Annotated in this window: 8 protein-coding genes; 3 read left to right on the forward strand and 5 right to left on the reverse strand. The window is 50.2% G+C overall.

Annotation, left to right across the window (positions count from 1 at the left end; all coding sequences use genetic code 11):
* Positions 1–554 precede the first annotated feature (554 nt).
* Positions 555–2,843 (reverse strand): glycoside hydrolase family 65 protein, encoded by a 2,289-nt coding sequence (locus HPT30_RS25185; protein WP_175374030.1) that lies wholly within the window; start codon positions 2,841–2,843, stop codon positions 555–557.
* A 111-nt stretch (positions 2,844–2,954) separates the two neighbouring features.
* Between HPT30_RS25185 and HPT30_RS25190 the strand changes: the two genes are divergently transcribed.
* Positions 2,955–3,719: a helix-turn-helix transcriptional regulator gene (locus tag HPT30_RS25190; RefSeq protein ID WP_175374031.1), complete on the forward strand. Its 765-nt coding sequence runs from the start codon at positions 2,955–2,957 to the stop codon at positions 3,717–3,719.
* A 264-nt stretch (positions 3,720–3,983) separates the two neighbouring features.
* Positions 3,984–13,382: a hemoblobin-interacting domain-containing protein gene (locus HPT30_RS25195; RefSeq protein ID WP_175374032.1), complete on the forward strand. Its 9,399-nt coding sequence runs from the start codon at positions 3,984–3,986 to the stop codon at positions 13,380–13,382.
* Between the two features lie 150 nt (positions 13,383–13,532).
* On the opposite strand, the gene HPT30_RS25200 is transcribed toward HPT30_RS25195, so the two are convergent.
* The 4 genes from HPT30_RS25200 to HPT30_RS25215 all read right to left on the reverse strand — a co-directional run bounded on the left by HPT30_RS25200 (position 13,533) and on the right by HPT30_RS25215 (position 16,072).
* On the reverse strand, positions 13,533–13,841 hold the full coding sequence (locus HPT30_RS25200) for a hypothetical protein (RefSeq protein ID WP_175374033.1): 309 nt from the start codon (positions 13,839–13,841) through the stop codon (positions 13,533–13,535).
* Entirely contained in the window at positions 13,841–14,494 is a 654-nt protein-coding gene (locus tag HPT30_RS25205; protein WP_175374034.1) for a hypothetical protein, read from the reverse strand. Before HPT30_RS25205 ends, HPT30_RS25200 begins: the two co-directional genes overlap by 1 nt.
* 181 nt (positions 14,495–14,675) lie before the next feature.
* A complete protein-coding gene (locus tag HPT30_RS25210; protein WP_175374035.1) occupies positions 14,676–15,095 on the reverse strand; it encodes a MarR family winged helix-turn-helix transcriptional regulator in 420 nt (139 codons plus the stop codon).
* 80 nt (positions 15,096–15,175) lie between these two features.
* Positions 15,176–16,072: a LysR family transcriptional regulator gene (locus HPT30_RS25215; RefSeq protein WP_175374036.1), complete on the reverse strand. Its 897-nt coding sequence runs from the start codon at positions 16,070–16,072 to the stop codon at positions 15,176–15,178.
* 139 nt (positions 16,073–16,211) lie between these two features.
* On the opposite strand from HPT30_RS25215, the gene HPT30_RS25220 reads away from it, so the two are divergent.
* Positions 16,212–16,883, forward strand: a complete 672-nt coding sequence (locus HPT30_RS25220) for an O-methyltransferase (protein WP_175374037.1) — start codon at positions 16,212–16,214, stop codon at positions 16,881–16,883.
* Positions 16,884–17,125 lie beyond the last annotated feature (242 nt).

Genomic DNA, 17,125 nt, shown 5'->3' on the forward strand with positions numbered 1-17,125 from the left:
GTCCAACCTTACCCGTTCACTCATCTTCGGTTTTTGTTAATTTCTTTTGTTCGTCTTATATAGTTAAAAATATGTTGCGGTGCGTGATTTAGCTGGAAAATATACCGTTAACGCTGTCTCTTTAAGTGTTTTTCTCGGATTAAAGGGAATTTTTCCAGTTAATCCTTCCATTTCGGTGAAAATAGAGTCCAAACCAAGTGAATAACAGGAGTTTTTCCAGTTATTTTTGCGAAATGTGCGATTTCTGAACAATTAACGGTAGTATTTCCAGTTATTCAGTGACTATAGGATTTCCACTTGGCCTTTAATTGCTTCTACACGCCTGAAGGCCGGGCGGTTATCGCTTGCTCATCATTTGTTCAAGAGTGCAGTCGTGGGCGGAAAACAGAAAATGGCGGGTTCAGGAATACTCCTGAGCCGCCATTTTCTGTTTTTTTTGCATGATTTTTTAACAGGTGGGGCCATAACAAGGCTCATGCCTTGTTATGGGACAGCCCCTTAAGCTGTAGGCTGCTGCCTAGACTGGCAGAGCGGAGGAACGGCTGAGATGGTTATTAACCTTTCAAAGGTTGAACCACCGGCTTCGAGCTGTCCAGCTCTATCGACTGTCCGTACAGATTCAGCGACAGCGCTTCTCCCTCCAGCAGTTCCAATTTCACGTTTCCGGTAGTGATGGTTACCGCAATCAGACGTCCGCGGAAGGTCAGGCGGAATGCGTATTTTTCCCATCCGGACGGGATGGAAGGTGCAAGCGACAATCCGCTTTCTTTTAAGCGGGTGCCGGCAAAGCCATAGACAATCGCCATCCAGGTGCCGCCCATGTTGGCTAGGTGCAGACCGTCTTTGGTATTGCCGTGTGTATTGTCGAGATCCAGACGGGCAGTCTCGATGAAATACTCATAGGCTTTCTCGTGATAGCCGATCTTGGAGGCCATGATGCTGAAAATACAGGATGACAACGAGGAATCATGGGTTGTGATTTTCTCGTAGTAATCATAAGAACGACGGATCGTTTCGTCGCTTTGCTCATCTTCCAGTAAGAAGTGGGCTAACACGGTATCGGCCTGCTTGCACACTTGGTAGCGATACAGTGTGAGCGGATGGTAGTGCAGCAGCAGCGGGTGCTTCTCTTTTGGAGTATTTTCGAAGTCCCAAACAGCTTTACGCAAGAAAGTGTCGTCCTGCGGGTTGATACCCAATTTCTCATCGAACGGCAGCAGCATGGCTTCGGCAGCTTGACTCCATTCTGCAACTTCTTCAGCTGTCACACCAAGACGTTCAGTCAGCGCTCGGAAGCCTGTCTCATCATGCGAATGAAGGATTTCGAAACTGCGTGCCGCCCATTTCAGGTTATGCTTAGCCATCACGTTCGTATAATAGTTGTTATTCACGAGGCAAGTGTATTCATCTGGTCCAGTAACTTCGTCAAGGTGGAATTTGCCTTCATGGTAATGGCCAATTTCCATCCACAAGCGGGCGGTTTCGAACAATACTTCAGCGCCGTATTCCAGCAGGAAGGCGTTATCCTGTTCAGCCAGATAATATTGAATGTAGCTATAGGCAACGTCGGCGCTGATATGATATTGAGCGGTTCCGGACGGGAAGAACGACGAGCATTCTGTGCCGGAAATCGTCCGCCACGGGAACAATGCGCCCTTGGAGTGTCCCATTTCCTTAGCACGATCACGAGCTTGCTCCAGCTTGGAATAACGGTATAGCAGCAGTTGACGAGCCAGGTCAGGAGAGGTCATTAAGAAGACAGGCAACATGTAAATTTCCGTATCCCAGAAATAGTGGCCCTCGTATCCTTCACCGGATAGACCTTTGGCAGAAATATTGCTGTGCGGATCGCGTCCCGCGGATTGCAGAAGCTGATACAGGTTGAAACGAATACCCTCCTGAAGCTGGGCGTCGTTCTCAATCACAATATCAGAAGTCTTCCAGAAGTCTTGCAGATATTGATGCTGTTGTTCCAGCAAATTCGTAAACGTGAGAGCTTTAAGGCCTTCTTGCAGAGCGATTCCAGTCTCAACAAGAGCGTCCGAATGACGAAGGGTATCGGTATATACATTCCATTTGGTCAGTTGCAGTGGACCCGTGAGCTGAGCCGTGGCTGTTACTTCGCCTGCCAGATCGTTGCTCTGTGCCTCAACTGTCCAAGATCCGTCCCATTCGTGCCGGGTAACGCAGGCCGTGCGCAGACCAGAAGTCATAGTGGCGTTCTCGACATGCAGGTACTCACCCTGAATACCGCAGCCGACTACAGACAACCGTTTGCTGTGTCCGGCAGCGACCCGCGGATCATTAGGGTTACTGTAATTGCTGACATCCCCGTTCACTCGGGATACAATCTTGATTGCCCCTGTAAAGTTTACTGGTTCCAGCGTGAGGTTAATCGCGAACAGTTCCTTGTGCGTGAAGGAGACCAGTCTGCGGAAATGAAGCTTCAGTTCTTTGCCGGAAGGTGTTCTGAAGTGGACTTTGCGCTCTGAATAGCCTTTGTCCATATGCAGGCTGCGCTCATAACTCACAATGCTGCCTTCGGTTAATGAGAAAGCTTCATCCTCGTCACCGATATATATGTTGATGCCCTGTGCATCGATAATGTTCACCAGCTTCTGCTGCGTGCCCGGGAAAGCGTACAGTTTCTCGCCATATGGAATGTCAATAACATCATGGAAGGCGTTCAGGTATGTGCCACGAATGCTTTGAATTCCAGTATCGGCATACCCTTCCTCAAAATTCCCGCGAACCCCCAGATACCCGTTGCCCAGCGCGAAAATACTTTCTAAATTAAGCAGTGTCTCTGCGGTTAATCCCTGATTGGAAATGTTCCAGCTCATGCTTTTTAAGTCCTCCCTTGGTGGTTATGGATTGAATTTTAAGGCGGGAAAGTCTAAGATTATACTAATATATTTAACTTTTTATCAAAATTTTAAGGTGGGGGTAGAAGTATGACAAGACAGGAGAAAGCAACCCCTTTGCCGTCCTATTTATCCACCCGTTCCGAGAACCTTAACCAGGGTTTTGTTCATCCTCCGCTGGATTATGAGCATGAGCTGCTGGAAGCCATCCGTGTAGGGAATGAGAACGGGGCGCTGGAGGCGCTGCGAAAGATTAATGCGCTGGAAGCGGCCAAGCTGGCCCGTTATCCGCTCCGTTCGAAGAAGAATGCCATGATCGCTTCATGTACGTTGTTCACGAGAGCGATTATCCGTGGTGGTGTGGACCCGGAGACCGCTTTTCAATTAAGTGATACACTGATCCGTGATATTGAGATGGCAACGGAGATCGAGTGGCTGCTACGTTTTGAATACGAGATGGTATTGCAGTTTATTGCTGTTATGAAAAGAGAAAAAGAGACCCTTCACTATTCGCATATTGTGAATCTGTCCGTGTATTTCATCCGTGAGCATCTGTTTCAGGACCTGACTCTCGGAATGATCGCTCGCCATGTGAGTGTGCATCCAAGCTACTTATCAGACCGCTTCAAGCGGGAAACTGGGATGGGAATCACGGAGTTTGTCAACCGTCGTAAAATCGAAGAGTCCAAGTCCATTTTAGCCCACAGCAATCAGTCGATTTCCGAGATTTCATTCATGTTCAAATTCTGTAGCCAAAGCTATTATACCCAGCTGTTCCGGAAGTACACCGGCATGACCCCCAAGGCATTCCGCAGAAGCGGGGAATTCCACAAGCTGCATGGGGATCATAAGTAGGATACGTTCTCCGCCTGCCTTCTCCTATAATAGGGGACTGCAGGTTTTTTGCAGATATAAATACTTAAAACCGTTAATATTGTATAGCTTTCGTTATTTTGTGTAATGGAATCCTATGGCAGTATACGCTAGCATAGAATTATTCAGCCGCTTGGATCGGGCGCAGCAGTGCGAGACGACAGCGCGGAGGAAAGAATCTGTGCAGTCCAGTTTAGAAGACATTGAAAGCGGTATCATTCAAAGACAAAAGGAGGCTTACAGGAATTGCGTAAAAAAGGGATCTCACTGGTACTATGTTTCCTGATGGTTTTCAGCAATCTTCCGGCTGCTTTTGCAGCCAAAAACGAAACCGCTTCCGTAGCCCATTGGGCCGAAGGAACGCTGGCTTCATGGGTAGAAAAAGGGTTGATTCATGGATACCCGGATGGCACCCTGCGACCGGATGAAGCTTTAACCCGGGCAGAGGCTGCGTCACTCGTCAACAAGCTGTTTGGTTTTAAGGTTTCTTCGTCCGGGAGCTTTAGTGATGTGAAGGACAATGCCTGGTATGCGGATACGGTATCCGCTGCCAAAGCGGCAGGCTATATCACAGGTTATCCGGACGGAAGCTTCAAGCCGGAGCAGAAGGTGAACCGGGAGCAATTTGCCCGGATGCTGGCTGGGGTATTTAAGCTTCCACACAGCGGCGATTCTGTATTGGCCGGATTTGGAGATGGCACAGCAGTTAGCGCTTATGCACGCGAAGCCGTGAGCGGACTCCTAGCCGGTGGTTATGTAAGCGGATACGGTGATCATACACTGCGGCCCCAGAATGTTATTACCCGTGCTGAGGCGGTGACGCTGCTGGACCGCTTGGCGGGTCAGATCGTTAATAAGCAGAATGCCAAGGTACCCGGAATCAAGAGCTCTGGGAATGTAGTGGTAAATGTGCCGGGTGTGACTCTAACCGGAGCCGACATCGCCGGGGATCTGTATGTAGCTCCTGGCGTAGGGGAAGGCGATCTGATCCTGGAGCATTCCACCGTTAAGGGCAGTGTGCATATTAATGGTGGAGGGCAGTTCAGTGTCTATCTGAAGGATTCCAAGCTCGGGAAAGTATCCATTGAGAAAAAGAGTCCTGTACGCGTTGTTATTTCCGAAGGCAGCCAGGTAGAGGACGTAGACATTCTTACGCCTGGCAATCGACTTGAAGTAGGGCAAGACGCCGTCATCCAGTCACTAAATATTGCTGCTGATGCGGCTAACAACGAGATCGATGCAGAAGGCACGATCCTGGAGATCAGGAATGCCGCCCAAGCGGTTACCCTTAATAATACTGCGCTGCCAACTGAGAGCAGCGTAAAAGTGGATAAAGGCGTGTTAGCAGCAGCAGCTCAGAGCAGTAGCGCTCCTTCGCAGCCTCCCGTTATTCACGGCAATGTCGTACCGAGTACGTCGCCGACAAGCCAACCAACCTCGGGACCGGTAAGTACGCCGGCACCGTCCCCGACAAGTCAACCGACGACAGCGCCAACAAGTCAGCCGACGGCAGCGCCGACAAGTCAGCCGACGACAGCGCCAACAAGTCAGCCGACGGCAGCGCCGACAAGTCAGCCGACGACAGCGCCGACAAGTCAGCCGACGACAGCGCCGACAAGTCAGCCGACGACAGCGCCGACAAGTCAGCCGACGACAGCACCGACAAGTCAGCCGACGGCAGCGCCAACAAGTCAGCCGACGACGGCGCCAACAAGTCAGCCGACGGCAGCACCGACAAGTCAGCCGACGACAGCGCCGACAAGTCAGCCGACGACAGCACCGACAAGTCAGCCGACGACGGCGCCAACAAGTCAGCCGACGGCAACACCGACAAGTCAGCCGACGACGGAGCCACCTGTACTGGCAACGGATACGACGTTTAATTTCGTAAGCCAAACTATTGAATTGAGCTTTGCAGATTCAGCGGCATGGCGTAGTGCGATCAGCGGGATCACTGTTAATGGCGTGTCCCTGGATGCCGGACACTACAAAGTAGGAGCAGGCAGCATCGCATTTAAGGCCGATACCTTTAGTGTTGGGGAGAACAGGATTGTTGTATCAGCCGCCGGATACAGCGACAGCAGCGTTGTGCAGGAAGTGTTGAAGAATCCTTCCGAGGAGAAGGATTGGACACTCGCCTGGAGTGACGAATTTGACGGCAAGGGTAACAATCTGGATACCAACGGAGTGAATCTGGATAAATGGGCATACCAGCTTGGCACAGGTTCGCAATATGGGTTGACGGATTGGGGCAATAACGAGCAGCAATATTATCGTAAAGAGAATGTCAAAGTAACAGATGGCAAGCTGGTAATTCAGGCCAAGAAGGAAAGCTTCGAGGGCAAGCCTTATACTTCAGCCAGACTGTATACTGAGCCCACCTTCAATAAAACTTATGGCAAATTTGAAGCCAGAATCAAGCTTCCGAAAGGTCAAGGTCTGTGGCCGGCATTCTGGATGGTACCGACCGAGAGCAAATACGGGACGTGGGCTTCCTCCGGTGAGCTGGATATCATGGAAGTGAGAGGACGCCTGCCGGGCGAGGTTGACGGTACGATCCACTTCGGTGAGGGCTGGCCGAACAACCGCGCAACAGGAACCGCCTATCATTTTGCCGAAGGAACCGATATCACGGATTTCCACACGTATTCCGTTGAATGGGAGCCGGGTGAGATTCGTTGGTATGTGGACGGGGAGATCTACCAGATCCTCAACAATTGGGATAGCTGGGGCAAGAATATGCCAGCCAAATACGCCTTCCCAGCCCCGTTTGATCAGGATTTCTATATGATTATGAACCTCGCTGTAGGTGGAACATATGACGGCAATCGGGAGCCGGATGCTTCTCAGCTTCCTGCGGAAATGGTAGTCGATTATGTTCGCGCGTACGATTTGACCGGAAGACCGTATAAGACTCCGGTTGAACCGAGCGTTGCCCTGGAGCCGCTACCGGAAGGTACGAAGTCTGCTATAAATGGAAGCTACGTGTATGACCCCGGTTATGAGCAAGGGTTTACGAATGTACCGGATTCTTCGGTAGAACTGGATACCCGGTATTGGAATTTCGTTCATATGGATACCTTTGGTGGTGACGGTGCCATAAGCGCCGATACTGTGAATGGCAGCAAGTTTGCCAAGATCGAGATTTCTAAACCTGGTAATGCCGTGCATGCAGTTCAGCTCATTCAGAATGTTACGCTGGGCAAAGGCAGATGGTATAAGCTGAGCTTTGATGCCAAAGCCGCTTCCAGCCGTGCTCTGAGCGCCAAGCTTAGCGGCGGGGCAGACAGAGGCTGGAGCAGTTACTCCAGAGTGCTGGAGGCTCAGTTAGGCACAGAAGTACAGCCTTATGAGATGACTTTCCAGATGGATAAGGATTCAGATCCGTTAGCGAGATTGGAATTGAATATGGGCCTCAGCCCATCCACAGTCTGGATCGGCAATGTGAAGCTGGTGGAGACAGAAGCACCTGAAGCCTACCCTGATCAGGCTAAAGAGCCACTGGCCGATGGCAACCATGTATACAACGGTTCTTTTGATCTGGGACGTATGGATCGCATGACTTACTGGCATTTCAATGCTGATCAGGCCGTAGCGTCAGCATCAGTAGATCCTGAAGCCCGTGAGTTGTCTGTAGCTATCAAGGGTGGAGGCGATAAACCGGAAGCGGTTACACTGAGCCAACCGGGTATAAATCTTGTCGCAGAGAACAAGTACCAGCTCACATTCAAAGGAAGAGCGGATGTGCCGCGTGAGATTCAGGTGGCTGTTCGCAGTAAAGATGGATTGAGAAGTTACTTGGAAGCTGAGAAGGTCTCTCTGACAGAGACGATGGCAGAGAAGACAGTAACCTTCGACATGCCGGAAGTCACCGATCCTGAAGGACAGTTGATTTTCCTGCTTGGCGGCAATAGCGGCAATCTTGTGTTGGATGATATCTCTGTGCTACGCCTGACCAATAACAACATGGGCGAACTGCCGCTGGAAGAGCAATTCCCGCTTAAAAACGGCGATTTCTCCAATGGTACAGCGAGCTGGAACGAGCATGTGCAAGGACGTTATGACGGTTGGGATAAGGTCACGAAGTTCTCCGTGGAAGGTGGAGAATTGAAATTCCATATCGCGGGCCAAGGCAATAACCCTTGGGATGTCATGCTGATGCAGAATGATTTCCCGCTGCGCAAAGGCAACACCTATACCGTCTCGGTTGATGCAAGATCAACCAAGAGCCGGGACGTTGAAATCGTGGTTGACGCAGCTAATGAGCGCTATATCAATCAGAAGGTGCGGCTGACACCGGAAAAGCAGACCTTTACTTACGAGCTTCCGGTTACCGCAGATCTGATAGCCTCCTTTAAAATGCTGCTAGGAAAAGTAGAGGGACTGGCCGTATCTGGAGAGCATGAAGTCTTCGTCGATAATGTGAGAGTAGAGCTGAAGGGCGCTCGGGCGAAAGCCTTCCTGCTGAACAACGGCGAATTCACCGATGGATTGAACGGATGGGATACCCATTGGCAGGGCAAGTATGATCCTGGCACCTCAGAGGCCGACTTTGACGGCAGCGGGCATGCAGCCCAAATCACCGTTGATAAGACGGGCGCTAATCCATGGGACATTATGCTGATGCAGGGTGACAAACCCCTCGAGAAAGGCAAAACCTACGTGCTGTCCTTCTTCGCGAGATCGACACTGCCGCGGAGTATTGAAGCAGTAGTCGAAAGTACAGACAACGTCCGTTTTCTGAATGAAAAGGTGGCATTAGATGCATCGACTCAGCATTATACCCTGGAGTTCACAATGAAGGGCAACAGTATTGGAGCCCTCAAGTTCCTTCTTGGAAAAGTTAATGGAGAAGAACTTGCAGCACATAAAGTCTATTTGGATACGATTACCCTGGAGGTCAAAGGAGCGAAGGCCGCAACGGGGGAGAAAGCACAGGAAGGTAATGATATTTCCTTGCCTAAAGGACCTGTGCTGTCCCCGGATGCATCAGCCAATCAGCCAGGAGCACCGGTTCAGCTTACTTTTGCTGATCTACCTGCCTGGAGAACGGCCGTCACCGAGGTGTTAGTGAACAACGTCCGTTTGCCAGATTCTGCGTACACATTGACAGCAGGGGTGCTGACACTGAATGCCAGTGTCTTCGAGCACACAGGGGAATACACAGTGACTGTTAAGGCGGCAGGCTTTGAGCCTGTGTCCGTGACCCAGAGTATTGTGGGAGAAAGTGAATGGAGCCTGGTCTGGAATGATGAATTTTCCGGCACGGGTACACAGCTGGATACCAACGGCGTGGATTTGAGCAAATGGGCATACCAGAACGGAACTGGCCAGGAGTTCGGACTGGACGGCTGGGGTAACAATGAGAAACAGTATTATCAAAGGGACAACATTAAAGTGAAGGATGGTCATTTGGTCATCGAGGCGAAGGAGCAGAATGTTGGCGGTAAGCCTTACACCTCGGGCCGGCTGTGGACCAATCCTACTTTCACCAAAGCTTATGGAAAATTCGAGGCCCGGATCAAGCTGCCGGAAGGCCAGGGACTGTGGCCGGCGTTCTGGATGATGCCAAAGGATCAGGCGTACGGCACTTGGGCGGCTTCCGGTGAGATTGATATTATGGAAGCGCGCGGCCGAGTTCCTAATGTCGTGGACGGCACTCTCCACTATGGAAAGAGTAGTCCCAACAACAAGGCCAGCGGGGGACATTATACTTTCCCTGAGGGGGAATCCTTTACGGATTTTCACACCTATGCGGTTGAATGGGAGCCGGGAGAAATCCGCTGGTACGTGGATGGCGTCCTTTTCTTCAAGGAAAGTAACTGGTACAGCTGGAGCACAGGACAACCGGAGAAAAATGCTTATCCGGCACCGTTCGACGAGCCATATTACATGATTCTCAATTTGGCTGTTGGGGGCAACTATGACGGTGGTTTGGAACCACCTGCCTCGAAGCTGCCTGCACAAATGCTAGTGGATTATGTCCGTGTCTATGAGCTGACAGGACGTGAATACAAGACACCGGTGGAGCCTGAGCTGGTCAAGGAGCCAATTCCGGAGAATGCCAAGAAAGCAATTAACGGAAACTATGTATACGATACTGCCTACGAGAAGGGATTCAAGGCGATTACACCTGATGATACTCTTGATCCTGTATATTGGAACGCGGTGACCGGAACAGGAGGGGCGGGGGCTGCAAGTGTCGAGACCATCGATGGGACACCTTACGCGAAGATGAACATCACCGCCGGGGGCAACAACGATTATTCGGTACAGATGATCCAGAAGGTCTCTTTGGTCTCCGGCCACTATTACAAAGTGAGCTTCGATGCAAAGGCCGGCGCAGCCCGGAACCTGAACGTCAAGCTGTCCGGTGGAGCGGATAGAGCATGGGCAGCCTACTCGGATGTGTTCTCTGCGGCGCTGAAGGGGCAGCTGGAGAACTACAGCTTTATTTTCCAAATGACGGAGAATACGGATCTTGGGGCGCGCTTGGAATTCAACATGGGGCAGAGCACCCTTCCGGTATGGATTGGCAACGTCAAGGTGGAAGAGACAGAAATGCTGGTTGATCTGAATGCGCCTAAGGCGCCATTGGACAATGGAGATCATGTCTATAATGGCGGCTTCGAGCTTGGAACGATGGACCGGATGATTTTCTGGAATTTTGCAGCGAAGAATGATGCTTCTGCTGAGGCGTCGGTAGATCCTGCTACTAAAGAACTGGCGGTCTCGATCAGTAAACCGGGTTCGGGGCCAGATGATATCCAGCTCACGCAGAAAGGGATCAATCTGTTGCAGCGGGATAGCTATAAGCTGACCTTTGATGCTAAATCAGCAGCGGATAGACGCTTGAAGACCTCACTGCTTAGTAAGGATGGCGGTACGGTCTATGCTGAACAGAGCTATACACTAACACCGGATATGAAGACTTACACGCTGGAATTCACGATGGCTGCTGGAACAACGGATATAGAAGCGATACTGGCCTTTGGCCTTGGCGGGGAGCTGGGAAATATCAGCCTCGACAATGTCCGCCTTATCCGCACGACCAATAATAATGTGGATTACTCGGGCGTGAAGCTGTTCCCGCTGGTCAACGGTGATTTCGCGCTCGGTCTGGAAGGCTGGGAGCCATTCGTTCAAGGCGGCGCAGCAACGTTCTCTGGTGAAGGTGGCAAGGCCAAAATCACAGTATCCAATCCCGGAGGCGAAGCCTGGAATGTAATGCTGAACCAATCGGGCTTGCCGCTGTCGAAGGGCTTCGAATATGTCCTGTCCTTTGATGCGAGCTCCACGGTTGCCCGAAATATCGAGGTATCGCTGGAGAATGCGGGCTACACCCGGCGTTTTGAGACCGGACCGATTGATCTGACTCCGGAAACGAAGCATTTTGCGTATACCTTCAGAGCTGGATCAGATGATTTGGTTGCGTTGAAGTTCATTCTGGGCAAGACCTCGTCCAGCCCGTCTGCTATTCATGATATCGTGATTAGTAACGTTGTGTTCGAGATCAAGGACGCGCCAGTCAAACGTCCGCCGACACTGGTACCGAGCCGGACCGGCAATGTTGTGGGCGAACCAGTAGTGATCACTTATAAGGGGGCTGAAGCTTGGAGCCAGGCAATTCAATCTGTAAAGATTGGAGAGAGCGTCGTTCCTGCAAGCAAGTATACTGTCTCGGGCGACCGTTTGACGCTGGCAGCGGAGCTTTTTGAAACGGATGGAACTTATACGATTACGGTAGAAGCGAACGGGTACGCTCCAGCTACAGTAAAGCAATCCATATTCAGCAGTGATGGCAATCTCGTCTATAATGGCTCCATGTCTAATGGAAAAGCCCACTGGGATGTATGGAAAAATGCTGCCGATTGGTCTGACTGGAACGTCGTAGACGGAGTCTCCAAGGTTGATATCCATTATGACGGCGGCAACGATAACGAATGGAAAGTTCCTTTTAGCTGGTCAACCCAACTGATGCAGGAAGGGATCAAGCTGGAAGGCGGAAAGGCTTATGAACTTAGCTTCAAAGCATGGTCTACACTAGATCGTCCGATTGTTGTTGAACTGAACGGTTATGCAGGCGCGAATAAGCTTACTTACAACATTAACGGAGATCGTGAAGCAGTGTATAAGGCTGCGATTACTCCAGGTAATGCAACGACGCTGAAGCTGATCTATCTGCTCGGTAATGTGGATGGTACGACCAATGGCAAGGAGCATAGTATTTTTATCGACGATGTGGCGATTAGGGAAGTGAAGGCTTCGCCGGTACTCGCGGAAAATACAACAGATAACAAAGTTGGCCGTCCAATTACACTCCGTTTTGCGGACAACGCGGTATGGCGGGAGGCCATCCAAGGGGTGAAGATCAATAATGTTGTTGTTGCCAAGGATCAATACACGGTTAGTGCCGGGGCAATAGTGCTGAATGCTGGATTGTTCTCCAGCGCGGGCAGCTATACAATTACAGTCTCGGCTACTAGCTATGCTGATGCCACTGTAGTGCAGAAAATCAAGACTGATGCAGAGAATTTGGCACTTCATAAACAAGCCACAGCCTCCAGTACGAAGCAGCCGGCAAGTAATGCTTTTGACGGAAATGCGCAGTCCCGCTGGGAGTCTGATGCTACGGACCCGCAATGGATCGCGGTTGATCTTGGTGCTGTCTCTAAACTGGAGAGTATCGTACTGAGCTGGGAAGGTGCATTCGGCAAGGCATACCGGATTCAGACTTCTACGGCGGCGGTTCCCGGCGAAGGGGACTGGAAAGAGGTATACACCAAGGAAAACGGTCTCGGAGGTCTGGAAGAAATCACATTGAACGGTGTGGAAGCGCGTCATGTCAGACTGTATGGAATTACACGCGGAACACCGTACGGATATTCTTTATGGGAATTTGAAGTGTATGGCACCCGTGATGGCAGCGGAGAACCAGAAGGGCCGGAAGGCCCCGGTCAGCCGGAATTGAAAACGGCCCCGGTTCTGACGGCGGATTCCTTGGGCAATATTGTCGGTCAGCACATTACGGTGAGTTTTGCAGACAATGTTGCTTGGCGGGAAGCCGTATCATCGGTGAAAGTAGATGGTGTCACTCTGACTCAAGGGTACACGATTGCAGCAGGAACCCTTTCATTTGAGCCTACGGTATTTACTCAGGCCAAGGATTATACGATTAAAGTATCAGCGGCGGGTTATGCCGATACAACTGTCGTTCAGACGCTCAAGGCAGCGCCTTCGACTGCCGTGAACGTGGCGCTTCACAAAACGGCGAGTTCATCTGCAGCTCTTACTCCTGCAGCTTTGGCTTTTGACGGTGATCCAGGTACCCGCTGGGAATCGGAACACAGTGACAATCACTGGATCGCAGTGGATCTAGGGGCAATCTATCTTCTAAGCGGGATTGAACTGAACTGGGAAGGGGCATACGCAAAAGGCTACCGGATCGAAGTCTCTACCGCGGCGGAGCCGGGGGATGGAGACTGGCAAACCGTGTTCTCCACGGACAACGGAGTTGGCGGACTGGAAAAGCTCTCATTACAGGATGTTCAGGCTCGGCATGTACGCCTGGTAGGTACGAAGCGTGGTCTGCCTTACGGATATTCGTTATGGGAATTTGGAGTGTATGGTGTTCCACAGTCCTAGTGCTCTCTGCTACAGACTGTTTAGTTGAGTAAGTAGTATCTTTTTATAGAAGAAGGCCAATCAGCGATTTTGCTGGTTGGCCTTTTTTACAGCTAAATAAAACGTACTGAAAAGATATAAGAGATAAGAAATGGAGGGGGAATCCTAAGCTCATGATTTAATAAACTGTAGGGACTTTTTCAAGAAACACCGAGTGTAATAGGAAGACAAGACCAGCAGAAAAGCGAGTAGCAAGCCCGCTGGAAAGCCGAGGATTCCAGGCAAGGCATGCCCCGGGGAGATGTTCATAGCGATGCCGTTCCAGCCGAAAAGCCCCAGCAGGGCAGCGATCAGAGAGATTGCTGCACATATTAGGCTCCCCACCGTCCAAACACTGAGGATGGGAACACAGAAGAGGATTAGGAAACTTTTAATCGTAAGTTTAAAAAGGTTAGCTTTGGAATAGGTACTGCTGTTCATCACGTTGCCTCCCTGTCAGGTAGGAATACCACCTTTTTAACTTTTGATTTAGAATCTACCGTTAGACTTTTACTGTAATGGAGTTCTTGAATAATACAGCCCGGCCCAATGGTGACATCCTCGCCGCAGACCAGATTAGCAGTGGTCCGTTCCAGCTTGATCGTGGTTCCTGTAATGGTACAGCAGTTCATTTTACGCAACGGTCCCATCAGGAAGCTGAAAGGTGTGGAAGATAGAAGGACCGATATTTCTCCGCCTGCGCTCATCTCATCAATGGAACACGCATTTCCCAGACGGATTTCTATGGAGTTTCTGGCTGTCAACATCTTCATCCGCACTGCACCCTCAGCATAAAAAAATCCCGTCTCCGTCCCCTGCGTTGCAGACAAATAACCGGATGAACGAATCTCCTCAGCTTGAAGACTGCGTACTCGTAAACTTCCGAGATTCTTGACTTGACGTGCAACACAGGCATTAGCAACAGAGCACTCTCCGGATATTTTTAACCGTGTTGTAGTGATGCTTCCCCTAGCAGTCAGGGCTCCCAGCACTTCCACAGAGTCCTCCACAATATCATCCCTTCGTATGAGTGAGCCCTTCACCTTTAGCGGGAGCTGACTGAATGCAGGTTCAGACGGCATGTCATCTTTCACTTTATCCGTTCACCACCTCTGCAGGATTTTATTTTAATGATTAAAATATATAACAATTATAATATATATTCAATATAACATTATTTTGACCGTGAGCATGCCAAAAAGCACTGCATTGTGACTTAAAGCCACACCCTGCAGTGCTTTGCTTGTAAATCTAATCTGAGCAGGCTCAGAGAAGTTAATCTACAATGTCATTCATTAGCTTTTGGACCTTTTGAAGCGTTACGGCGATTTGCTCAAGTTCGTCCTTATCAAACCTGTCAAAAAGCTGCCGGACGCGCTGCTCTCCCAGAGCCGTGATCACAATATGGACCACTCTGCGGTCTTCCTTGGTACGGACTCTTTCAATCAGGCCATCGTCTTCCAGCTTATTGCACATGAAGGAAGCGGCTCCAGGTGTAATAACGAACCGTTCCGCTATATCTGTAATATTCAGGCTTCCAGTTAGTTGAAGCTGAAACAGCAGCATGATTTGATTTTGTGTCAGCGACTCCGGTCGGATTATTTTTTCAACAAAAGCCTGGGAACTCCGCTGCACACTGGCCATGGTATCCATAACAGCATGGATGGCCTGGTCCTTGTTTGTTTTTGCACTCATAAGCCCACTCCAATTTGGCAATATTCCTATAGTTCCTAAAATATATAGAAGCTATAACTTTGTTGTCAAGCCACTGTAATCTAAACCTCTGTAGGATATTGCTTGCAGATCTCTATGAACTGCTGAACAATCGCCGGCTGCTGCTCATTGCTGCGGGTACAGATCGCCAGATTGTTAGTGAGATGAATATCCTCCACCCATACCCTTGCCAGCAGGCCGCGCTCGACGTATTCACGAACGACCAGTGAGGAGACGAAGTTCGCCCCGTATCCCGCCATCACCGATCGGATCGCCTCGTTGAGACCGTTGAATTGCAGCGCCACCTGCGGTGGCTTCAGATCATAGGTCCTACACAGGGAAAATAACCGCTCCCGCGTAGAGCTTCCTTCTTCGCGCATGATAAACGGTTCCTTCATCATCTCAGCCAGGGTCACCGAACGATTGGCAAAGGGATGGGAGGGAGACACTACAAACCACAGCTCATCTTCAAAAAGCTCCACCCAGTCCATGTTCTCCGGCCTGCCCTCCAAACCGCCGCCATAAATGGCCACATCCGCCTCGTGCCGGTTCAGCTGTTCAAAAGCTTGCCGTGAGTTCGTGGTCGTAATGACGACCTCAATCTGGTCATAGCGGGCTTTGAAGCGGGCGGCCCAGCTGGGAATCAGGAAATTCGCCGGAAGATACGTTGCGGCAATGCGGATTTTGCCGATTCGGCCCTGCCGGTAATCCTCAATGAATTCATCAATCTGTTCCTCATACGTAAAAAAGTTTCCGGCCTGCTTCGCCAGCTCCATGCCAAAGGGAGTCAAGGATACACCTCGCCCGCTCGGTGTGAACAGGGGGAGTCCGAGGTCCTTCTCGAACTTCTTGATCTGACTTGTAACTGCAGGTTGGCTGATTCTGAGTTTGGCGGCCGCCTTCGTCACGCTCCCCGTCTCAGCAACATAGTAGAACAGCCTGAGCGCATGTATATTCATCCTGTCTGCCACTCCTTATATAACTAAAATATATGAAGGGGTTAAAAACATATATTAGATTTATGATTTCTTTCATCATAAGCTGTAATCAGGAACAAGACAAATATTTGAGTCAACGATTATGAGGAGGAATGAAACGATGGAAAGAACACAGAGATGGAGCGAAGTGGATAATTATTTTAACAGCAAGCTACTGGCTGAAGATCACGTGCTTGACGCCGTGCTGGCGGCCAACTCAGGAGCAGGTCTGCCCGCGATTGACGTTGCACCGAACCAGGGCAAACTACTGCATCTGTTGGCCCGTATCAAGGGAGCGAAGCGTATTCTGGAGATCGGAACGCTGGGCGGTTACAGCACCATCTGGCTGGCTCGGGCGTTACCTGTCGAGGGGAAGCTAGTCTCACTAGAGTTTGAACACTTGCATGTGCAAATAGCCGAGGATAACCTGCGGGCGGCAGGATTAGCTGACAACGTACAGGTTATCGAAGGACCCGCACTGGACTCGCTGGCTGCTTTGGCGGCTCAAGGGGTAGAGCCATTTGACTTTATTTTCATAGATGCTGACAAGCCGAACAATCCCCATTACTTGCAGTGGGCGCTGAAGCTGGCCAGCCCGGGCGCAGTTATCATTGCCGATAATGTGGTTCGTGACGGTGAAGTCGTGAATGGAGACAGCGGGGATAATCGGGTTCAGGGAATTCGCCAGTTCACCGATCTGCTAGCCGCCGAACCGCGAATCGATGCGACTGCGCTACAGACCGTAGGCAGCAAGGGATATGATGGATTTATACTCGGTGTGGTGAAGGGTTAACCGAAGTCTTCTAAACTCACTAGCAACAAACTAACAAACAGACAGGCAGACAGACTAACAAGCAAACAAGTAAACAAGCAAACAAGCAAACAAGCAAACAAGCAAGCAAACAAACAAACAGACAAACAAACAAACAAACAAACAAACAAACAAACAAACAAACAAACAAACAAACAAACAAACAAACAAACAAACAAACAAACAAACAAACAAACAAACAAACAAACAAACAAACAAACAAA

Origin of the sequence: Paenibacillus agri, assembly GCF_013359945.1 — a bacterium.
Lineage (GTDB): Bacteria > Bacillota > Bacilli > Paenibacillales > Paenibacillaceae > Paenibacillus_AQ > Paenibacillus_AQ agri.